Consider the following 21779-nt stretch of genomic DNA (forward strand, 5'->3'; position numbering starts at 1 on the left):
ATTGATTTGAGAAAAACAGGAACTCGTCTGCTTGTTCTCATTCTGACGCTTAGTTTCGTGCTTGCCGGATGCTCCGGCGGAAATGACCGTGCAGGGAGCGAAGAAGGCGGCATGCCGGATGCCGGACAGAAGGTAACAATTAACGTATTTGCCCATCAAGCATCGGATGTGGACCTAGGGACCAACAAGTTTACGAAAAAAATGGAAGAGCAGTTTAACATCAAATTCAACTGGACAACCGTTCCATTCGACGGCGCGGCCGAAAAACGGCAAATCTCGCTTGCGTCCGGCGATTATCCGGATCTGTACTTGCTCATTCCATGGGTAGACCGCTTCTCGCAGACGGACTTGCTGAAGTTCGGACAGCAGGGGGTAATCATTCCGCTGAACGACCTTATCGACGAGCATGCTCCGCACATTAAGGAAGTGCTGGAGAACAACGAATATTACAAGGCGATGAACACCGCGCCGGACGGCAACATTTACGGATTGACCGGCTTAAACGAATGCTTCCACTGCTCCTATCCGAATAAAATGTGGATCAATACGAAGTGGCTGGATCAGCTCGGGCTTGAGCAGCCGAAGACGCCGGAAGAATTCAAAGCGGTTCTCGAGGCCTTCAAGACGCAGGATCCGAACGGCAACGGCAAGGCGGATGAAGTGCCGCTCAGCGGATCTGTCGAGAATTTCGGAGTTCACGTGATCCCGTATCTCATGAACGGCTTTATATACAACGACGACAGAACATACCTTATCATGAAGGATGGCCAGGTGGACACCGCTGCCAACAAACCTGAGTGGCGGGAAGCACTGGGCTACATCAAATCGCTCTATGATGGAGGGCTTATTGACCCAGGGGCTTTTACACAAAATGCAGGCGCATATAAAAAAATCGGGGATAACGCGGACGCACAGCTGCTAGGTGCCGGGGCAGGCATGCATCCCGCCTTGTTTATGACTACGGGAGAAGACGCGCCGTACAGCAGGGATTACAATCCGCTTCCGCCCCTGCAAGGCCCGCATGCCAATTATGCAACATTCAACTATCCGATTGATCCGGGCGCATCCTTCGTCCTGACGAATAAAGCTAGCAAAGAGACGCAAATCGCCGCCATTCGAATGCTGGACTATTTCTATACGCAAGAAGGCGCGATGCTTTCCTATCTTGGTGAAGAGGGCGTAAGCTGGCGCAAGCCTCAGGATGGAGAAATCGCACTGAACGAAAAAGTAGAGCCGCTTTATAAATCGATTCCGCTTGAATCCGGGGAGCAGCCTCGCAATGACAATTGGGGCGCACTGACTCAATATAACCACCATCGGGATTATCGTGATGCTGAAGTCCAAGGCACGGATATTTTCGCTGATGACGGCTACGAACGCCGTCTTTACGAGGCAACGCTATTGATGGAAGGCAAGGAGCCGCAGGAAATCTTCCCGCACTGGGCGCTATGGGTCGACCCGTTGGTAGCCGACGAAGCCAGCATGATGCAGACGAACATCAAGGACTATGTTGACCAGAACGCTTTGCTGTTCATCACCGGCGCTAAAAGTCTGGATAAGGATTGGGATGATTATGTGAAAGGGCTGGAAGGTCTCAACATGCAGCGTTATATTGAAATCATGCAGGCTGCCTACGATTCATCAACCATATCGAAGTAAATGGTTGTAGCGGGATAAGCTTGGGTTCATGGGGACAGGAGTCTTCGCTCAGCATGCGGGGGCTCTTGGTTCCATTATGCGGAATTTGGTCATGGTTATTCTTACGGTGAGATGTTATAACAAGGAGGAATGGAGGTGGTGTTCGATGCGCATTGACGCCCATCAGCATTTTTGGAAGATCGAACGCAACGATTACGGTTGGATTACGCCTGAAATTCCGGTGCTTTACCGCGACTATCTGCCCTCTGACCTCAGGCCGCATTTGCAGAGGCATGGCATCGGCCAAACGATTCTGGTCCAAGCGGCGCCGACGATCGAGGAGACCGAATATATTCTGAAATTAAGCGAAACGGCCGATTTCGTCGCCGGCGTGGTCGGCTGGCTGGATCTGGAGAACCCTGCGTTTATGGAACAGTTCCGCCGGTTTAACAGGCATCCGAAATTTATCGGGTTTCGTGTCATGATCCAGGATATGGCGGACCCGAACGTCATTTTGTCGCCCACTTGGATAGAAGCGCTTTCATACTTTGCGGAACAGGACGTTCCGGTCGATTTGCTGGTACTGGCTGACCAACTGCCACAGCTGGCCCAATTGCTGGAGCGGGTGCCTCGGCTTCGAGGCGTTGTCGACCATTTGGCGAAGCCGCCGATCGCATCTGGGATCATGGAACCTTGGAGAAGCCATATGGCGGAAATCGCCCAATATCCGAACATCTTCTGCAAGCTGTCGGGGATGGTAACGGAGGCCGACCGTCAGGGCTGGCGCAAGGACGATTTTGCCGCATATGTCCATGAAGCGCTTGACCTGTTCGGACCCGAAAGGGTGATGTTCGGCAGCGATTGGCCCGTCTGTCTTCTGGCAGCCACCTATGACGATGTCGTTGATGTGCTGCAGCATGCCCTTCGGGATCGTCAGCTGCCACCGGCAGCGATTGAAGCCGTTTTCGGCGCGAACGCCGCCAAATTTTATAAGTTGAATGAACATGAATAATGGAGGAACCAGGTGATGAAATACAGAAAGTTGGGGAACACGGGGCTGGACGTATCGGTGTTAAGCTTTGGAGCATCTTCACTGGGCGGCGTTTTCCGGGACGTTCGGAAGGAGGAAGGGATCCGTACGGTTCATACCGCCATCGACATGGGCATCAATCTGATTGACGTTTCGCCCTACTATGGCTTGACGAAAGCGGAAACGGTGCTGGGCGAGGCGCTAGGGACGATTCCGAGGGACCGGTATATTTTGTGCACAAAAGGGGGGCGTTACGGACAGGACGAGTTTGATTTTTCGAAGGAGCGGCTGATCCGCAGTGCGGAAGAGAGCATGCGGCGACTGGGAACCGATTATCTCGACATTTTGCTGCTGCATGACATTGAGTTCGGTTCGCCGGCTCAGGTGCTGGAGGAAGGACTTCCAGCGCTGGAGCAGTTGAAGTCATCGGGCAAAGTTCGCTTCTTCGGCGTATCCGGCTTGCCGCTCAATGTCTTTGAGGCGGTGCTGTCTCATAGCGCTCCGGATGTCGTTTTATCCTATTGCCATTATTCTCTGAACGATACCTCGCTGCTGCAACTGCTGCCGCTGCTTGAGCGTAACGGAACCGGACTGATCAATGCGTCACCGCTGTCCATGGGTCTGCTGAGCAACCGGGACGTGCCGGAGTGGCATCCCGCTGGGGAACACATCAAGGCCGCCTGCCGGCGTGCCGCGGAACATTGCCGGAGCCGGGGTGCGGATATCTCGAAGCTTGCGGTCCAGTTCTCGACGGCCGATGAACGAATTCCAACGACGCTCGTCAGCACGGCGAATCCGGACAATATCCAGCGCAACGTGTTGTGGACGGAAGAAGCGATGGACGAACAGCTGCTGCAAGAAGTGCTGGAGATTCTGAAGCCAATCGATGGCGCAACTTGGCCGAGCGGGCGTCCCGAGTGGGGCGGGGAACTGACCTTGCAGCGCGGGGAGCGATCCTGATGAAGGGGGTCATCTGCGAGAATGTGGGGCGGTTCGTCGTTCGGGAGGATTTGCCGGAGCCGTGCATGCGGGAGGACGAGGCGATCATAAAGGTTCGGCGCATCGGTATTTGCGGGACCGATCTGCATGCATACCAGGGCAATCAGCCTTATTTTACGTACCCGCGCGTGCTCGGCCATGAGCTTTCCGGGACGATTGAGCAGATCGGCGACAACCGGGAAGGGCTTCAGGCGGGAGATCTGGTCAGCGTGATTCCGTACCTCCATTGTGGTCATTGCCGGCCTTGCCGCCAGGGAAAAACGAATTGCTGCCAGAACATGAAGGTGCTTGGCGTCCATGTGGACGGCGGATTGCGGGAGCGGATTGCCGTGCCTATCCGCAATCTCATCAAGCCGAAGGGGCTTACCCTCGATCAGGCGGCGATGCTGGAGCCGCTGGCCATCGGCGCACACGCCGTCCGTCGTTCAGGGATGGGCGAAGGGGAACAGGTGCTGGTCATCGGTGCCGGACCGATCGGGCTGGGTGTAATGGCAATGGCCCGCTACGCCGGCGCGAAGGTGATTGCGATGGACGTGAACGACGAGCGGCTTGCCTTTTGCAGGTCCTGGGCAGCGGTTGAACATACGGTAAACGCGCTCCGGGAGCCAAGGGAACAGCTGGCTGAGCTGACGGGCGGCAGCTTTCCGGCATGCGTGATCGACGCCACTGGCAACGCTTCGTCGATGGAAAGCGCCTTTGGGCTCGTCGGCCACGGCGGTTCCTTGACGTTTGTAGGGTTGGTCAAAAGCACGATCACCTTTAACGATCCCGAATTTCACGCGCGCGAAATGACCGTGCAGGGCAGCCGAAATGCAACGCGGGAGGACTTCGAGCGGGTAATTGCAGCTATAAACGGCGGCTACGTGGACATTGGCGCTTACATTACCCACCGCTGTGCACTTGAGGATATGATCGACCGTTTCGACAGCTGGCTTCTGCCGGAATCGAAGGTGATCAAGGCGATGGTGGAGCTGGGCGGGTTCGATAAATAACGGATTGGAGGAGAAGCATGACTAGTTGGACTGACATGGAGCAAGGGTCTCGATTATGGTACGGCAAACCGGCTAGCGAATGGAATGAGGCACTGCCGATCGGAAACGGACGTCTCGGCGCAATGATCTTCGGGGGCACGGCTGAGGAGAAGCTGCAGCTTAATGAGGATTCGGTATGGTACGGCGGTCCGCGTGACCGCAACAACGAAGATGCGCTGCCCCATATGCCTGAGATTCGTAAGCTGATTATGGAAGGAAGGCTGCGGGAAGCGGAGGAGCTGGCGGCGATGACGATGGCGGGGCAGCCGGAAGCGCAGCGACACTATATGCCGCTCGGCGATCTGCTGCTGTCCTTCGGCCAGCACAGTCAGCCTGTCAATGATTACGTGCGTGAGCTTGATTTGGAGAAGGGTGTATCCCGGGTCAGCTATCGCATCGGCGAGATCCGGTATACGCGCGAGCTGTTTGCCAGTTATCCGGATCAGGCGATTGTCATTCGGATAACCGCCGACAAGCAGGAGGCAATCTCGTTAAAAGCCCGGTTCAATCGCCAGAACTGGCGATACCTGGAGAAGACAGACAAATGGGGGACAAGCGGACTGCTCATGCGTGGGCACTGCGGCGGAGAAGGAGGCAGCTCCTTCAGTGCCGTTTTGAAGGCGGTTCCGGAGGGCGGCGTTTGCCGCACGCTGGGAGAGTATTTGCTGGTGGAAGGAGCCAGCACAGTCACATTGCTGCTCACCGCCGGAACGACGTTCCGTCATCCCGATCCGGAGATTGACGGCAAACGGCGGCTGGATAAGCTAAGCCGGGTTCCGTATGCCGAGCTATTAGCCGGTCATGTCGCCGATTACCGCGAGTTGTACGGACGGGTCGAACTGAGACTGCCCGGGAATCCGGACAAAGCCGCGCTCCCGACCGACGAACGGTTGCGGCGATTCCAACAGGGCGAAGAAGACCACGGCCTGATCGCGACCTATTTTCATTTCGGACGTTATCTGCTTATGGCCTCCAGCCGGCCAGGCTCTTTGCCCGCGAATCTTCAGGGCATCTGGAACGACAGCTTCACTCCGCCGTGGGACAGTAAATACACGATCAATATCAACGCACAGATGAATTATTGGCATGCGGAAAATTGTAATTTGGCCGAATGCCATGAGCCGTTGTTTGAGCTAATCGAAAGAATGCGCGAGCCCGGTCGCGTCACTGCCAGCGTCATGTACGGCTGCCGTGGCTTCACGGCGCATCATAATACGGATATATGGGCGGATACGGCGCCGCAGGATACGTATCTTCCCGCCTCCTTCTGGCCGATGGGCGCCGCCTGGCTATGCCTGCATCTGTGGGAGCATTACCGGTTCGGTCAAGACCGATATTTTCTGGCACGGTCTTACGAAACGATGAAGGAGGCAGCGCTGTTCCTGCTCGATTATCTGATCGAGGATGATGAAGGGAGACTCGTCACTTGCCCTTCCGTTTCTCCGGAGAACCGGTATAAGCTGCCAAACGGAGAGACGGGGGTACTGTGCGTCGGGGCCACGATGGATTTCCAGATCATTGAAGCGCTGTTCAATGCCTGTATGCAGAGTGCGGAAATGATCGGGCGAGATGAGGCGTTCCGTGAGGAGCTCAGGGACGCGCTGAAGCGGCTGCCCAAGCCGCAAGTCGGAAAATACGGCCAAATTCAGGAGTGGATGGAAGATTATGAAGAGGTGGAGCCGGGGCACCGACATATCTCCCACCTGTTTGCCCTTTATCCTGGTGAAAGCTTTAGTGTGGAGCGCACACCGGAGCTGGCTGAGGCTGCCAAGACGACATTGGAACGCCGGCTGGCTAAAGGCGGGGGACACACCGGCTGGAGCCGGGCGTGGATCATTAACTTCTGGGCCCGCCTGCAGGACGGGGCCAAAGCTTACGACAACGTCAGAGCGCTCCTGGCTCATTCCACACTGCCTAACTTGTTCGATGATCATCCGCCGTTTCAAATCGACGGCAACTTCGGCGGTACGGCGGGAATTGCCGAGATGCTGATCCAAAGCCACGATGGAGTGATTCGGCTGCTGCCCGCACTGCCTGATAGATGGAGCGATGGAAGCGTCAAGGGGCTTCGGGCCCGCGGCGGTTATACGGTAGATTTCGTCTGGGCGCGGGGACAGGTAACGGAAGCGGTTGTGAATTGCACAGTTTCCGGTCCTTTCCGACTGGAAGCTCCCGGTCTTGATCACCTATCGTTTGAGGGCGAGGCCGGACGCTCCTATACGTTTGGCAACAAGGCGGTTATAGATCGTTAAGTGAGCCACTTCTTCGAGGTTGCTTCATGCCACAAATGGCGCAGCGTCGATCGAACAATATGCCGAAGCTCCCGGTTAGCTGGCGTAGTTAAGCCTGGTAACTCCCGCAAAATCAAGCTAGTAATGCACAAGATAGGATGAGAAAAAGCGGAGAAATCCGGCTATACTGAGGTTGCTTCGGCATATTAAACGTCAATATAGGAGTGGTAAACATATGACGAATTCATTGCGTATCGGAACGCTGGTCGGCGGAGGGGACGCCGTCCGCGTCATCCCCCAGATTGCGCCGCACGGATTTGAATCGTTCAGTCTCACCTTCTGGCAAACGACAGGCGAGACCGATCTTGCGGAGACGGCCAAGCGGGTTCGTGAGCTTCAGGCTGAACACGGTTTCATCGTGTCGACGCTCGGCATCTTTGGCAATCCGCTGACGGGAGCAGGCGATAGCGCAGATACTCTGGCAAGCTGGGAGCGTCTGATCGATCATGCTCATCTGTTCGGCACTGACATCGTATCCGGATTTACGGGGCGGCTGACAGGGGAATCCATCGACGCCTCTATTCCTCAATATGCGAAGGTGTTCGGCGAGCTGTCCAAAAGAGCGGCGGACAAGGGCGTCCGAATTGCGTTCGAGAACTGCGACATGGGCGGAACATGGGCGACAGGGGACTGGAACATCGCTCATAACCCGACGGCATGGGAGATGATGTTCAACGCGATTCCGTCAGATCATATCGGGCTGCAGTGGGAGCCCTGCCATCAGATGGTGTCCTTGATTGACCCGATTCCGCAGCTGCGCAAGTGGGTAGATAAGGTATTCCACGTACATGGCAAGGATGCGACGATTGCTTGGGACGTCGTGAGGGAATACGGCATCCACGGGCCGAAGCCGTTTGTATGGCACCGTACGCCAGGTTTTGGTGACACGAACTGGACCGACATCATCACGATTTTGCGTCAGGCGAATTATCAGGGCACAATCGATATTGAAGGATGGCATGACCCTGTGTATAAAGGGGATCTGGAAATGACGGGACAAGTGCATGCACTTCATTACTTGAAGCGGTGCCGCGGCGGAGAATTCGTACCGAACCCGGTGTGAATCCCGGGCGCAGCATAGCATCTTCTTCAACGTCAGCTCGTACCTTAGTGGTACGAGCTTTTTTAGTTTAGTCATCCTCCTTTTGACTTTGTGCTGCCGGAACACTTAACGCTGGAAGGGACTTTTTTTAAAAAAAATGTGCATATAGACCTATATATAATCGGAAAGTATTGAATCACGACTAAAGTCGTACTATTAGACTTATCGTATGGGGAAATTTTCAACTAGAGTAGGTTCTTGTTGAAGCAGACCTTCGCAACATATCAGCAATTAAACCTCTGTAGTCTCCGGGTGTCCGGGTGAATTTTTTTATCTGTACTTGCCTGCGTGCCCATAACGGACGATAGTCGCTGGCACGATCCGGGACTAATTTCGCGATTTTAAATTATGGGGAAGGAATTTAAGCCTATATTTGTTGGGTGAATCGAGATAAGATCAAGGCTGGAAAGGGCTGAGCGCTTGTAGCTGCGGGTTTGACAAATTTTTCTTCCCGATGATAGGATCGAAAAGGTTGCCAGTTAAATTCTGTAAAGCAATGAAAGGGGAGGCGTAACGGAATGAAAAAGAAATGGATCACGGCTGCTCTATGCTTCGCATTCATGATGTTTGGCATGAGCATCAGTGCATGGGCGAACACACAATTGCAGGAAATAAAAGCTTATCTCAATGGGGAACTGAAAATCAGAATGGATGGACAAATCGTTCAATTGAAGGACGCCAATGGTAAAAGCGTTCTCCCTATTTCATATCAGGGAACTACATATCTTCCGGTCAGAGCGGTCTCCCAATTGTTGGATGTAGATGTGTCTTATAATGCCCAACGTAAAGAGGTTGTCATTGGGGAGGGATCTCAAACGGGAAATCCTTCAACACCGGCACAACCAGCACAACCAATAACACCGCCGGCACAGCCGCAACCAAGCCCTGCGGTGCCAGACGATACGGTGAAACTCGTATCCTGGAGTGATAAGGCCGAGAATGGGAAACTCGAGGTAACCGCCTCGGTTCAGAATACGGCAAGCTCAGGGAAAACCGTCGGCATCGTAGCCACCGGTTATGATAAGAACGGGAAAGCGGTTGAAACCCAAGGCACAAGCGGTTTTGTGGTGGGAGGCCATGTCCGTAATTTCAATGTTTCGCTGAATGCTGTGGATGTCATTGATTCTGTCAAGGTCGAGCTGACAGGCCATCGTCAACAGGTCGAACTCATTTCTTATGCTGATCGTCTTCATCAAGGCAAGCTTGAAGTTACCGGCGTCGTGGAGAACGGCAATGAGAAGGGCGCTACGACCGGAATCGTGGTAACAGCCTATGATAAGAATGGAAAAGCTATTGAAACTAAAGGCACGAGCGGCTTTGTTGTTGGTGAGCATGTCCGCAATTTCAAGGTCAGCCTGAACGCGGCTTCACAGATTGCACGCATCGAAGTGAAAGCAACGGGGTTCGCGGATGCTGTTCAGGTGCTGTCAGAAGCAAGCCGTGTTGATAATGGCAAGCTTGTCGTGGAAGCGGTGCTGGAGAATGGCTATGAGAAAGGGAAAACACTTGGCATCGTCGTCACCGGATATGACAAAAACGGCAAAGCGGTAGAAACGAAAGGTTCGAGTGGATTTGTCGTTGGTGAGCATGTGCGAAACTTCTCCGTTTCTCTGTCCTCTGCCTCCAATATTGACAAGGTGAATATCCAGATTACAGAAGAAGACTAAATCTACATCGATTAGGGTTAACCGAGCAAACCGTTTGTTCGGTTAACCTTTTATGTTTCACCAGGTCATGTGGAAGAGCGGCAGTCTTCGTACCGCATATAATAGGTTCATCAAAGAGATTTTAAGCGTTAGCCATCATGAACAGGAAAGGATGTTCTATGGGTTATATAATGGAGCTTCGCAAACAAGTCGGAACCCGGCCGTTAATTATGACCGGGGCATGTGTGCTGGTATTGGCTGACGATTCCATGCTGTTAGTCAAACGGACAGACAATGGCGCATGGGGCCTTCCAGGCGGGTCCATGGAGCCGGGAGAGCGGCTGGAACAGGCCGCTGCAAGGGAACTTTATGAAGAAACGGGGTTCACGGCAGGGCCGCTGAAGCTGTTTGATGTATTTTCCGGCCCGGAGCTGTACTACAAATACCCGAATGGTGATGAAGTATATAATGTTGTGACGGTCTATGTATCCGCTCAGGTGGAAGGAACTGCGGCGCCGGATACGGAAGAAGTGTCGGAGCTGAAGTTTTTTGGCCTGGAGCAGCTGCCGGAGGCGATCAATCCGCCCGACCGTCCGATTATTCAGGCAATGCTCGCGCGGTATGAAGAAATTGAGGGGATCCTAGGGAGAAACAGCACTTTTTAAATAAGGATAGCCTATAGATATCGATTCCGTTCCATCATAGGTTGCATCAACTGGCATATGCCTTAATGCATTCAGACTCTTGCTCATGCAAGAGTCTTGTTTAGGCTGAAGCCCAACCTCCGAGGTTGCCATCATGAACGTTTCAGAAAGGAAGAGGAAGGGGGACTGAGAAGCGAGGAAATCAAGAAACCAAGGAGCCTCGTCTTGTCCTAGGAGTCAACCGCTGAAGCGGTGAATGCAGACCTTTCTTATATTCATTCTATACCTGACGCATAGCTGTATTCGACTACCATTGTATGAGATAATAGGCGAAAGTTTATAATCAACCATTTGTGCGGGGGGAAGAGGATGAGAGCACGCTGGCTGACAGTTGGTCTATGCCTTGGTTTATGTCTGACCGGATGCACCGCTGAAGGGGCCAAGAAGCCGCCCGTGAGTCTTGAATCGGCGATGCAGCACGTATACTCCTATTCATTGAATGAGATTGAGCCGGAGCATGTGGAGGAGGTCACTCAATGGCTTGCCGACGCTCAGGCCGAGGGAGCGGAAGGGCAGTTTTTTATCAAGAACTTTCAGGATGATACGAGCGAATATGCGTATACCTATGGTTATGCCGGCGGTTACGCTGATTACGAAGTAAGTTTCATTTATACTCCGAAAGATCCGGTGAGCACAGGTAAAATCCATATCGCCGGCACCCGAAAGGATTCGCTTGCCCATCATTTCGTTCAAATCAAAACGGTCAACGACCTATCCATCATGTATATCGTTGCGGATGAACGACTGGAAGAGCTGCTTGGGTTTTGAATCGAAGCGGTTCTTACTCTACAGGGCATAGGCCAGGGTTGGCTTCACGCAGCTTCTCGCTGAATTGAGGGTCGAGCTTGGCGAGCTCGGCATAATAGCTGCCGATGACATGATTGCCTGATATCGATCCTTTCAGGAAATCCAACGGAATGAGCGTGGGAACATGGCTGTAGTAGTAGGACTTGTCGCGTTTTGGCAGCTTATAGATGCTCGGCGGCGCGTACGTTACCGGATCAAATGTGCTTGCAATTCGGTAGCTGTTCGGAACATAGCGTTTGAAGGCTTGGGCGAATGCGGGATCCCCGATACGCGGGGAACCATAAGTAAACAGCACAGGCACCCGAGCCGTGTTCGCTGCCACATCCACGGCGCACAGCACCGCTAGTGCAGCGCCGAGACTGTGACCAGTAATGAACAGCGCCTTATCCTTGGACAGCCGCCTTAAAGCGGACTTGATCTGTTTGCGCGCAGAGTTATAGATGCCGGTAAACCCGGCATGTGTGAGCACATTTTCTTGTACATACTTGAATTTGCGCTGGGAAGCGATCACATCAGCAATCCAATTGGGGGCCGAGCTGGTCCCTCGAAAGGCAATAATGATCTCTTGATCGGACTGAATAATATACCCGAACCGCTCCCATATGCCGATGAGAGACTGGGCTTCAATCGTATCAAAGAGGGTGTAGTTGGCTGGAAGAACAAAGCGGCCGTCTTGATTGGAGAACTGCATATAAGTTTGGCCGCAGACAGCAGCCAGAAAGATGGCTCTCTGCGTTTGAGCCGTGTTTAATTTCATGCTGTGCCCCTCCCTCGTTACTTTCACTATATTCGGTCTGGGCGGGATTGGTGCCTATGGGGCGGGATGTAAGCGGACATAAGAGCGTAGAGCATGAAAGCATATCGCGTTAGAACGATTAGGAGGGAGCGCAGTGCTGTATCATTTCAGCGAGAATCCGGAGATTCATATATTCGCACCGAGACATCCTGCGGGTCGGGATGATGAGCGGGCGGTCGTATGGGCAATCGATGCTCATCATGCTCCGCACTACTATGTTCCGAGAGATTGTCCTCGCATCTGCGTAGAAGCAGGAAGGGAGACGGCTGAATCGGATGTGGAGAAGTTTTTTGGTTTGTCTGGCGTGCGGAGAATGATCGCAGTCGAAGCGGGGTGGGACTCACGTATCCGGGACGGGAAGCTGTACCGGTATGTTTTCCATCCGGAAGGCTTTGAGCTGCTGGACAGCAATGCGGGATACTACGTTTCTCCCCATCCGGTGACGCCGATTGCTGTGGAGCCCATGGATGATCTGATCGGCGCCATTGTCGGCGCCGATATTGAGCTGCGCGTGATGCCGTCCTTGATGCGGCTCAAGGAACAGGTGCTGGCCTCTACGCTGCATTATTCCATGATACGCATGAGAAATGCCGTGCCGGACACCTCTCTAGAATGAGAAAAACACAGGGAAGATCAGGCTGCTGCTTGTTCTAACCATGTGGATATTGAAAGGATGATGACGATGTCAACTCTGCTGGCAACACTTAATCAGACGATCCAAACGGCGCAATTTTCAGGGGCGGTCCTTATTCGGCAGAATGAAGAAACGCGTTATGAACAAGCGTATGGTTTTGCCAACCGCAGCGAAGAGATGCCGAACCATCCCCATACCCGGTTTGCCATGGCTTCCGGCAGCAAGCTGTTTACAGCGGTTGCTGTATGTCAGCTTGTCGAACGGGGGCATATCACCTATAACACGAGGTTGCAAGAATGGCTCGAGCTGCCAGAAATTGAAGGTTTCGGCGATGTGACGGTGCATCATTTGCTTACCCATACCTCGGGAGTTGCAGACTATTTTGATGAAGAGGTGATGGATGATTTCGAGCAGCTTTGGCTGACGACACCGATGTATCATGTTAGGGAACCGGAGGATGTGCTGGCTTTATTTCAAGACCAGCCGATGAAATTCAAGCCCGGCGAGCGTTTTTCCTATTCCAACTCCGGCTACGTGCTGCTCGGACTTCTGATTGAACGCGTGACGGGTGAATCCTTCCGAACCTACATCGAGAAGCACATTTTTCAGGCTTGCGGCATGGAATCTACCGGCTATTACCGCATGGATCGGCTGCCGAAGCAGACCGCCCTCGGATATATTGACGAGGGGGGAGGCCAGTGGAGAACCAATATTTACTCGGTGCCCCTCATTGGGCAGCCGGATGGCGGTGCATATACAACGCTGTACGATCTTGATCTGTTCTGGCAGCATTTCCTGAAAGGCAAGCTAGTTTCCGAGGAAACCGCAGCGCTTATGCTCACGCCACAGGTTGAGCCAGATGACGATGACAGTTACGGATACGGGATTTGGATTGACATCCGCGACAATGAGATCTTCAGACATTACATTATGGGCTGCGATCCCGGAGTCAGTCTTATTTCGTTCATATATGCCGGAACAGGGATCCGCTCCCACGTGCTCAGCAATCAGACCGAGGGGGCGTTTCTACTGGCTCAAGAGCTGGACAATATCGCCGTTTCCGGTGTCTAGGTCTTGGTAGGAGGTGGAATGGATGTCGAGTACGGAACTATTTGATATATATAATGCGTCTAATATTCATATCGGTGTGGACAGCAGGGAGAATGTTCATGCCAAGGGACTGTGGCATCATACATTTCACTGCTGGATCGTCGATCGCTCCAGCGGAGAGGACCGGTTGCTGCTTCAGCTTCGCCATCCGGACAAGGACACGTATCCCGGTTTGCTCGACATCTCCTGTGCAGGTCATCTTCTGGCCGGGGAAACGGTGGAGGAGGGGGTGCGCGAGCTTGCAGAAGAGCTAGGCATCGTGGCTGCCTTTGATGAGTTGACCTACTGCGGGATGGTCCCTCAAGAAAGCATCATCTCCAGCGATCTGATCGACAGGGAGTTTAATCATGTTTTTCTATACGAGAGCAGCCGGCCAGTCGATGAGTATTCATTTCAGAAGGAAGAGATTACAGGGTTGTTTACGGTTGGTTGCGACGAGTTCCGGGAGCTTGTGCTCGGACAGACGGAGGAATGCTGGGTGGACGGTGTGGTGACCGATCTTCAGGGAGAAGGGCTGATACGGGAACGAAGAAGGATCGGCCTGCATCAGGTGACACCCAATTCTGAGGAATATTACAAGCTGTTGTTCGACAATCTGAAAGCGGAGTGAAATGATTTATTTCCTGGGCAATCAGAGTGCAAGGTTAATCAGGTTTGCGGGTCAGGGCGTGCACAACCCAAGCATCTGTCCTTACATTATCATCATACGGGGCAGAGGGAGGCAAGAGGGACGCTGGAGAAGGAATATGCTTGTCTTTGCCTCCGGATTCCATCGCTGTAACGGTTGAATGCAGAAATCAGGGGAGAGCCGTGGCGTAAGCCCCCCTGATTTCCAGGGAGCGGCATGCTTTGCTGGATGTGAAGTCAGCGTTGATTTCTAAGATGAGCCCCAAACTTTATGTAAAATCTGATATAATACCTTCTAATCCTATCGGAAGCTTCGCAAAAATGAGAATTATACAACGAGATATCGTGTCTATGGAGCACGGTTTCTCAACCGACACGGGAGTCTGGCGATAACGGCAATCTGCACTGGCTGTGTCGTCTCGTGCGACAATGAAATGTCGAGCAGGAAAGGAGCAGACAATGGAGCAGACAACGATAGAACTGCATAATGTGACTTGGCGAAGAGAGCAGAAGACGGTGCTGACGGATGTGAACTGGACGGTCAGGAATGGAGAACACTGGGCGGTTCTAGGCCTGAACGGGTCGGGGAAAACGACGATTCTGAATATGATTAACGGGTATATCTGGCCTACGAGCGGCATGGTCTCTGTCCTGGGTCACCGCTTCGGGACGGTGGATTTGCGCGAGCTGCGCAAATCGATCGGATGGGTCAGCTCCTCGCTTCAGGAGCGGATCCGCCCGAATGAATCTACGCTGGATGTTGTGATTAGCGGCAAGCACGCCTCGATCGGCCTATACCAGAAAGTGGAGGAGTCCGACCGCGAGAAGGCCGAGCAGCTGATGAAGGAATTCAATTGCCATCATCTGCTTGGACGCACGTATGAGACCTGCTCGCAGGGGGAGAAGCAGAAGCTGCTGATCGCCCGCGCCTTGATGGCGTCACCGCGGCTGCTGATTCTGGATGAAGCCTGCAACGGGCTCGACTTTCTGTCGAGGGAAGCGCTGCTGTCCAGCATTACGGCGCTGGCAACAAGACCCGATGCGCCTACACTGCTGTTTGTCACCCATCACATTGAAGAGATACTGCCGGTATTTTCACATTCGCTGCTTATTCGGCGCGGAAGCATATTCGGTCAAGGCCGTTCCCGGGACATGCTCACCAGCAACAATTTAAGCGAATTTTTCGAAACGCCGGTTGAGGTTGCCTGGCAGCAGGAACGGGCCTGGTTATCCATTCCGGATCAGGGCGATCAAGGGGATTAGGGGTAAATTCTCTTCTAGCTTAGCTGGGGAACGGATCGGAATTAGTTTTAATTTAAGGAATTTCCCAATCGGGGCAGGAGAAATGCAATAGGATATCGAATTAACCATAGGTCGAACAATTGACGGTTTACCATGATTTATTATGGAAAGGACAGATGCGCAATGAAATTTAATGAATACCGCTACGAGCGCCCGGATGTCAAAGCATTCGAGCATAAGTTCAAGGAGCTGCTTCAATCTTTCACGTCAGCTGGAAGCTATGATGAGCAGGATCAGGCAATGACAGAAATTAACAAACTTCGCAGCACGTTTGAAACGATGCAGCAAATCGCATACGTGCGCCACTCGATTGACACCAACGATGAATTGTATAAGGCTGAGCAGGATTTTTATGATGAGAATGGTCCTGTGGTGCAAGAATACATAACCGAGTATTATCGGGCGCTGGTGGATTCGAAATTCAGAGAACAGCTTGAGGACAAGTGGGGCCGTCAGCTGTTCCAGCTTGCAGAACTGTCCTTGAAAACATTCAGTCCTGAGGTGATTGAGGATTTACAGCAAGAGAACAAATTGACAACCGAATACTCGAAGCTGATCGCTTCGGCGAAAATCCCGTTCGAAGGGGAAGAGCGCACCTTGTCCCAGCTCGTTCCGTTCCAGCAGTCAACCGATCGCGCGATGCGGAAGCGGGCGGCGGAAGCTTCCAGCGGCTTCATGGCCGCGAATGAAGAGCAGTTCGACCGGATTTATGATGACTTGGTAAAGATCAGAACGAAAATTGCCAAGAAGCTTGGCTTCAACAATTTTGTAGAGCTCGCTTACGCCCGGATGGCGCGCACAGATTACAATGCCGAGATGGTGGCTAATTTCCGCAAGCAGGTGCTGGATTATATCGTTCCAGTGGCTAGCAAGCTGAAGGAGCGCCAGAAGAACCGGATCGACGTGGATCAGCTGCTCTATTATGATGAGAATTTTGCCTTCAAGTCCGGCAATGCCACGCCGAAGGGTGATCCGGAGTGGATCGTGAACAACGGCAAGAAGATGTATGAGGAGCTGTCCCCGGAGACACATGAATTCTTCAGCTTCATGCTGGACAACGGACTGATGGACCTCGTCGCCAAGAAGGGCAAAATGAGCGGCGGTTACTGCACGTATATTAGCGATTACGGAGCACCGTTTATTTTCTCCAACTTTAACGGCACGTCTCATGACATCGATGTGCTGACGCATGAAGCCGGTCACGCCTTCCAGGTGTATGAGAGCCGAAGCCTGACAGTGCCGGAGTACAGCTTCCCGACGATGGAGGCGGCTGAAATTCACTCCATGAGCATGGAATTTTTCACATGGCCTTGGATGGAGCACTTCTTCCAGGATGAAGTGGATAAATACCGCTTTGAGCATTTGGCAAGCTCGCTCATCTTTATTCCGTACGGGGTAACGGTAGACGAGTTCCAGCACTTTGTGTATGAGAATCCGGATGCAACGCCTGCGGAGCGCAAACAGGCTTGGCGTGAAATCGAGAAGAAGTATTTGCCGCATCGCAATTATGAGGACAATGCGTACTTGGATAACGGCGGTTTCTGGCATAGACAAGGGCATATTTTTAATTCGCCTTTCTATTATATCGATTACACGCTGGCGCAAATCTGTGCCTTCCAATTCTGGAAGAGAATGCATGAGGACCGTGAAGCGGCCTGGGCCGATTATTTGCACCTGTGCCGCCTAGGCGGAAGCAAGTCCTTTACCGAGCTGGTGAAAGAAGCCGGGCTGATCTCACCATTCGAGGACGGCTGTGTAACCTCGGTGATCGGTAGCATTGAGAGCTGGCTGGACAGCGTGGACGATAAGGCGCTGTAATCCGTTCTCGGATACAGTAGATGCTGTAACAGCAGGAAGAGAACGAAGGCTTGTGATGAGCCCGGGGCTCTTCCTGCTATTTTTATATTATGAGGGATAATGGATGGATATCTTATATAAACGATTAAGCGAGCTGCCGGTGACGGTGGTCTCAGACTTGTGGAACGCTTCTTTCGAAGGGTATATGGTGAATGCCTCGATGCCGCTGGAGCGCTTCCTCGCCCGGGTGACGAATGATGAGTTATGCCTAAAGCGTTCTCTGGCTTGTTATGTCGATGGACAACCGGCCGGCATTATCCTGAACAGCTTCCGTGAGCTGGAAGGAATAACGATTGCGCGCAACGGGGGCACGGCGATTGGTCCTGATCATCGCGGCAAAGGCCTTGGCAAGACGATGATGGAATACAATTTGGCCCTGTATAAGGAAGAGCAGGTCAAACGGGCTTATCTGGAGGCGATCAGCACGAATGCGCCGGCCATTCGTCTGTACGAAAGTGTCGGATACAGCATCGTGGATCGCTTGCTTATTATGACATGCGAGCAGCTGCGCCTGGACGATGGTGGCAGCGGACGGTCCGCTTACTCGGTCGTGCGGGGGCATGCGGCGGAAGTGCTGGCGATTCCGTACTATAGCTCGGGTGTGGTATGGCAGTCGGATGTTCCTAATCTGAAGGATGCGGAGTGTGTGAAGGTATATGACGGGGACGAACAGGTCGGTTACGGACTGTTCAAGCGAACCTTCGATGATAAGGGAGTACTGGCAGGCATTACGCTGTTTCGCTGTGAGGCCGCACCTGGACGAAGGGATGCCGGCGATGTGATCCGAGCGGCGCTGTATGCAATACTCCAGCCGAAGGATCGCTGCAGACGGACCGCCTTCAACATTCGTGCCACACAGGAGGAATTGGTTCGTATCCTGCAAGAAATCGGATTTACAGGATCGATGGAGCAGGTATTGATGCTGTGGGAGCCTGAGATTTAAGGGGAAGTCATCATCGAAAAAGGACCGGGCAGGATATCCTTGCCCGATCCTTCCAGTATATCGGCCATGTTCTCTCCTATGTGCTGCTCATAGCAGCAGGAGGGCAAGCCAGTGGATCATGGCCGACTGTGGCTGTGACGAACCCTCTTATTGTGCGGAAAAGCCGATTTTCGGCTGCTCGCGCACCTTCCTGTCAGCGGCGACGGCGCGGATGGATGAAATCGGGACGTACAGCATTTCGAATTCGTCCTTGTATTTCACATAGGCCTCGTTCACCTCTTCCAGCGTTCCTCCGCGAACACAGCTTCCGTCGAGAAAATAAATCGTAACCGCCTGTTTCTCCAGCCCCTTCAGCATCGTAAACCACGCTCCTTTATCGATCTTGCCTAGCTTGTTAGCTGCTCACATCGACGTAATAATCTCGTCGATGATTCCATACGCCAGCGCTTCCTCGGCGGTCATGAAATAATCCCGGTCCATGTCCTTCTCAATGCGCTCCGGCGACTGCCCGGTCCGCTCGGCTGTAATCTGCACCAGCTTCTCCCGCGTCCGGAGAATGCGTTTGGCGGTAATGGCGATGTCACTGGCCTGGCCCTGAACCCCGCCCAGCGGCTGGTGAATCATAACCTCGCTGTTGGGCAGCGCCATGCGCTTGCCCTTGGCGCCAGCCAGCAGCAGTACAGCGGCGAAGGAAGCGGCCATTCCGGTGCAGATTGTGTTCACTTGCGGCTTGATGATCTGCATCGTATCGTAGATGCCAAATCCGGCGGAGGTGGAGCCTCCCGGACTGTTGATGTACATATGAATATCCTTGTCAGGATCCTCGGCTGCCAGGAACAGCAGCTGGGCAATGATGCTGCCTGCGGACGTGTCGTCAATCTGCGTGCCGACAAACACGATCCGATCCTTCAGCAATCGGGAATAAATATCATAGGAGCGTTCCCCCCGCTGCGTCTGCTCCACGACGTAAGGAATGTAATTCATCGCGATACCTCCTGCGTGCTTATTTTGGATTTCACCGGGTAAACGAAGCGATAGCGCGAAAGGATACGCGAAGCAGGTCCCGAAATAATGGCAATGGCAGGGCGTAACCGTTCCGGACCTACAATCGTTTACTTCATATAGCTGTTTCAAATTATCCGGAATAAAGGTTCTGCGGATCAAATATAAGAAAGACGGGATCAAGCGAAGAAAGGAGCTGGCCAACATGACGATCATTCAACCGGAATCACATATCCTCATGCTTTCGCAGCAGCGTGTGGAGGAGCTTCACGCCCTGCTGCACCGATACTGCCTGTCCTTGACGGGCTGCCCTTGGGACACGGAGGATCTGGTTCAGGATACGTGGCTCAAGGTGCTGGACAAATTTCAGAAGCGAACGCACAGCAATCCCGAGGCTCTTCTGCTGCGCACGGCTAAAAATACATGGATCGATCGGGTTCGCAGAAACCGCGTGTATCGGCGCATCGTGAACGAGTGGCTGGTCCAGGGAGATGAGATGCAGACGGAACAACTGGACAGAAAGCTTCAGACCGAGGCTGTCTTTCAATTGCTGCTGCAGCATTTGTCCCGGGCGCAGTGTACGGTATTTGTACTAAGGGAAGGATGGCAGTTCTCAGTCGCCGAGGCGGCCTCGCTTCTGGACACCACGCAAGGGGCTGTCAAAGCGGCACTGCACCGGGCGCGCAAGGCGCTTGAAGCAGCTGAGCTGGAAGAGGACGCCGCGTGGACCGCCATGACGGAGGCAGAGGTTGAGGAGGTGGACGGCCAACTATTACAAGCGCTGGCAACCGCCTATCTGGCAGGCGACGTGGACGAGGTAGTAAGACTGATTCAGACGAGCGGACAGCCGCGAGAGTCGGTCATGGCGGTGGGCATGCTGCTGCCGCAGCACCGCATCCAATCCGGCTATGGGGGCACGCTTGAAGGGAGCTTTGCCGTGTCGTGCATGGGCATCGTTATGGCAGCTTGACGATAACTGGCCTGGAACCGGCTCTATTCCGCCGAAGCCTGATCATTATATAATATAAGCATCTACAGCAGGCTGGGAAGGAGTGGTTGTCATGAGCCAGAATATTACATATAAAATCTATACGATGTGCATGGTGCAGAACGGCTCGAAGGTGCTGCTGATGAACAGGCCCGACAGCAAGGGGTTCCCGGGCTACATTGCGCCTGGCGGCAAAGTCGAGTTTCCTGAAAGCATTGTCAACGGCGCGATCCGGGAGGTGCGGGAAGAGACCGGCCTGGTGGTGAACGATATTATTTATAAGGGGCTGCAGGAATGGTGCGAGCCGAGCACCGGGCTGCGCTACATGGTGTTTAATTATTTGGCCACATCGTGGGAGGGAGAACTGCTGCAGGACCCGCCCGAGGGCGAGCTTTTGTGGGTAGATATTCAGGACGCGCTCAAGCTGCCTATGCAGGATTGGTTCAGGGAGCGGTTTCCGCTGTTCTTTGAAGAAGGAACGTTCGAGCACAGCGATGTATGGGATCGTGAAGCGGATCTCGTGCTGGACAGCACCCGAAGGAAGTATCGGGACAAGGCGCTTGAAATCGGTATGTGAGAGGAGGCTGTTCCGTATTGATTCCCCATCCGATCAATCATCTCTGTTTTTCCGTCTCCAATCTCGAACGGTCGATTGCTTTTTATCGGGATGTATTTGAGGCGAAGCTGCTCGTGAAGGGAAGAAAGCTTGCTTATTTCGATCTGCAAGGCTTGTGGATTGCCCTGAATGAGGAGGATGTGGACCGCAGCGGCGAGGCAGGAAGCTATACGCATATTGCCTTTACGATTGAGGAGGATTCATATGAAGCGGTTCTCGAGCGGCTGAAGAAGCTGAACGTTCAGGTGCTGCCCGGGCGCAGCCGGTCGGAACAGGACAGGAAGTCCATCTATTTTCTTGATCCCGATGGTCACAGGTTTGAGTTCCACACAGGAACCTTGGCCGATCGGATGGCCTATTATCGTGCCGAGAAGGACCATATGATCTTCTATGATCAGGAGGCATAGGAGCTTTAATAGTGCATGATCCACGAGACTCGTTCCCGTTATCGGTGAACGGGTTTCTTAGGTTTCAGCCACTCAGATGGCAGTTGTTGAGGCATTCTTTAATCTACGGATGGTTCAACCTTGGCGTGCTAGAAATATTATCCTACTTTGTACTCAATTTAGAGAGATCGTTAACGAATTGGCAGCCATGTGCCGATATAAACATCAAGACTGTAAAAAAACGACTGAGACCGTAGTACAAAGGAGAGA

General features: G+C 53.1%; 21 protein-coding genes. 18 read left to right on the forward strand and 3 right to left on the reverse strand.

The features are described from left to right. Window positions 1–6: 6 nt before the first annotated feature. The 9 genes from CHH75_RS06365 (at window position 7) to CHH75_RS06405 (ending at window position 11209) form a co-directional block, all read left to right on the forward strand. Window positions 7–1659, forward strand: coding sequence for an ABC transporter substrate-binding protein (locus CHH75_RS06365; RefSeq protein ID WP_095397760.1), 1653 nt, complete (start codon window positions 7–9; stop codon window positions 1657–1659). A 145-nt stretch (window positions 1660–1804) separates the two neighbouring features. Next, window positions 1805–2650: an amidohydrolase family protein gene (locus CHH75_RS06370; RefSeq protein ID WP_095397761.1), complete on the forward strand. Its 846-nt coding sequence runs from the start codon at window positions 1805–1807 to the stop codon at window positions 2648–2650. 15 nt (window positions 2651–2665) lie between these two features. Then, window positions 2666–3628: an aldo/keto reductase gene (locus tag CHH75_RS06375; protein ID WP_095397762.1), complete on the forward strand. Its 963-nt coding sequence runs from the start codon at window positions 2666–2668 to the stop codon at window positions 3626–3628. Continuing rightward, a complete protein-coding gene (locus tag CHH75_RS06380) occupies window positions 3628–4659 on the forward strand; it encodes a zinc-binding alcohol dehydrogenase family protein (protein ID WP_095397763.1) in 1032 nt (343 codons plus the stop codon). Before CHH75_RS06375 ends, CHH75_RS06380 begins: the two co-directional genes overlap by 1 nt. 17 nt (window positions 4660–4676) lie before the next feature. Continuing rightward, on the forward strand, window positions 4677–6950 hold the full coding sequence (locus CHH75_RS06385) for a glycoside hydrolase family 95 protein (RefSeq protein ID WP_255222979.1): 2274 nt from the start codon (window positions 4677–4679) through the stop codon (window positions 6948–6950). Window positions 6951–7164: 214 nt separating this feature from the next. Then, window positions 7165–8052: a sugar phosphate isomerase/epimerase family protein gene (locus CHH75_RS06390; RefSeq protein ID WP_095397765.1), complete on the forward strand. Its 888-nt coding sequence runs from the start codon at window positions 7165–7167 to the stop codon at window positions 8050–8052. 557 nt (window positions 8053–8609) lie between these two features. Then, window positions 8610–9758: a stalk domain-containing protein gene (locus tag CHH75_RS06395; RefSeq protein ID WP_095397766.1), complete on the forward strand. Its 1149-nt coding sequence runs from the start codon at window positions 8610–8612 to the stop codon at window positions 9756–9758. 158 nt (window positions 9759–9916) lie between these two features. Next, the gene (locus tag CHH75_RS06400; protein WP_095397767.1) at window positions 9917–10402 is read left to right on the forward strand and encodes an NUDIX hydrolase; all 486 of its coding nucleotides are present in this window, start codon (window positions 9917–9919) and stop codon (window positions 10400–10402) included. A 348-nt stretch (window positions 10403–10750) separates the two neighbouring features. Further along, window positions 10751–11209, forward strand: a complete 459-nt coding sequence (locus tag CHH75_RS06405) for a hypothetical protein (RefSeq protein ID WP_095397768.1) — start codon at window positions 10751–10753, stop codon at window positions 11207–11209. 13 nt (window positions 11210–11222) lie between these two features. Here CHH75_RS06405 and CHH75_RS06410 read toward each other — a convergent pair whose 3' ends face one another. Next, window positions 11223–12005, reverse strand: coding sequence for a lipase family protein (locus CHH75_RS06410; protein ID WP_095397769.1), 783 nt, complete (start codon window positions 12003–12005; stop codon window positions 11223–11225). A gap of 133 nt (window positions 12006–12138) precedes the next feature. Between CHH75_RS06410 and CHH75_RS06415 the strand changes: the two genes are divergently transcribed. The 6 genes from CHH75_RS06415 to CHH75_RS06440 all read left to right on the forward strand — a co-directional run bounded on the left by CHH75_RS06415 (window position 12139) and on the right by CHH75_RS06440 (window position 18517). Then, complete coding sequence (locus CHH75_RS06415) at window positions 12139–12660, forward strand: DUF6886 family protein (protein WP_095397770.1); 522 nt, start codon at window positions 12139–12141, stop codon at window positions 12658–12660. Window positions 12661–12726: 66 nt separating this feature from the next. Further along, window positions 12727–13749, forward strand: coding sequence for a serine hydrolase domain-containing protein (locus tag CHH75_RS06420; protein ID WP_255222980.1), 1023 nt, complete (start codon window positions 12727–12729; stop codon window positions 13747–13749). A gap of 22 nt (window positions 13750–13771) precedes the next feature. Beyond that, window positions 13772–14398 carry an NUDIX hydrolase gene (locus CHH75_RS06425; RefSeq protein WP_095397772.1) on the forward strand — a complete coding sequence of 209 codons (627 nt, stop codon included), beginning with the start codon at window positions 13772–13774 and terminating at the stop codon, window positions 14396–14398. A 476-nt stretch (window positions 14399–14874) separates the two neighbouring features. After that, window positions 14875–15678, forward strand: a complete 804-nt coding sequence (locus tag CHH75_RS06430; protein ID WP_095397773.1) for an ABC transporter ATP-binding protein — start codon at window positions 14875–14877, stop codon at window positions 15676–15678. 162 nt (window positions 15679–15840) lie between these two features. Beyond that, window positions 15841–17535 (forward strand): M3 family oligoendopeptidase, encoded by a 1695-nt coding sequence (locus CHH75_RS06435; RefSeq protein WP_095397774.1) that lies wholly within the window; start codon window positions 15841–15843, stop codon window positions 17533–17535. A gap of 103 nt (window positions 17536–17638) precedes the next feature. Next, window positions 17639–18517: a GNAT family N-acetyltransferase gene (locus CHH75_RS06440; RefSeq protein WP_095397775.1), complete on the forward strand. Its 879-nt coding sequence runs from the start codon at window positions 17639–17641 to the stop codon at window positions 18515–18517. A 147-nt stretch (window positions 18518–18664) separates the two neighbouring features. Here the strand turns inward: CHH75_RS06440 and CHH75_RS06445 are convergent, their stop codons facing one another. Together CHH75_RS06445 and clpP are read right to left on the reverse strand one after the other, a co-directional pair. Continuing rightward, entirely contained in the window at window positions 18665–18874 is a 210-nt protein-coding gene (locus CHH75_RS06445) for a hypothetical protein (protein WP_095397776.1), read from the reverse strand. Window positions 18875–18919: 45 nt separating this feature from the next. Further along, the gene (clpP, locus tag CHH75_RS06450) at window positions 18920–19501 is read right to left on the reverse strand and encodes an ATP-dependent Clp endopeptidase proteolytic subunit ClpP (protein WP_095265874.1); all 582 of its coding nucleotides are present in this window, start codon (window positions 19499–19501) and stop codon (window positions 18920–18922) included. A 223-nt stretch (window positions 19502–19724) separates the two neighbouring features. Here clpP and CHH75_RS06455 point away from each other — a divergent pair, with 223 nt between their 5' ends. The 3 genes from CHH75_RS06455 to fosB all read left to right on the forward strand — a co-directional run bounded on the left by CHH75_RS06455 (window position 19725) and on the right by fosB (window position 21530). Continuing rightward, window positions 19725–20489 carry an RNA polymerase sigma factor gene (locus CHH75_RS06455; RefSeq protein ID WP_095397777.1) on the forward strand — a complete coding sequence of 255 codons (765 nt, stop codon included), beginning with the start codon at window positions 19725–19727 and terminating at the stop codon, window positions 20487–20489. A 91-nt stretch (window positions 20490–20580) separates the two neighbouring features. Next, the gene (locus CHH75_RS06460; protein ID WP_095265872.1) at window positions 20581–21084 is read left to right on the forward strand and encodes an 8-oxo-dGTP diphosphatase; all 504 of its coding nucleotides are present in this window, start codon (window positions 20581–20583) and stop codon (window positions 21082–21084) included. Between the two features lie 20 nt (window positions 21085–21104). Continuing rightward, on the forward strand, window positions 21105–21530 hold the full coding sequence (fosB, locus tag CHH75_RS06465; RefSeq protein ID WP_483310921.1) for a metallothiol transferase FosB: 426 nt from the start codon (window positions 21105–21107) through the stop codon (window positions 21528–21530). The last annotated feature ends 249 nt before the right edge of the window (window positions 21531–21779 follow it).

Origin of the sequence: Paenibacillus sp. 7541, assembly GCF_002276395.1 — a bacterium.
Classification (GTDB): Bacteria; Bacillota; Bacilli; order Paenibacillales; family Paenibacillaceae; genus Paenibacillus_AQ; species Paenibacillus_AQ campinasensis.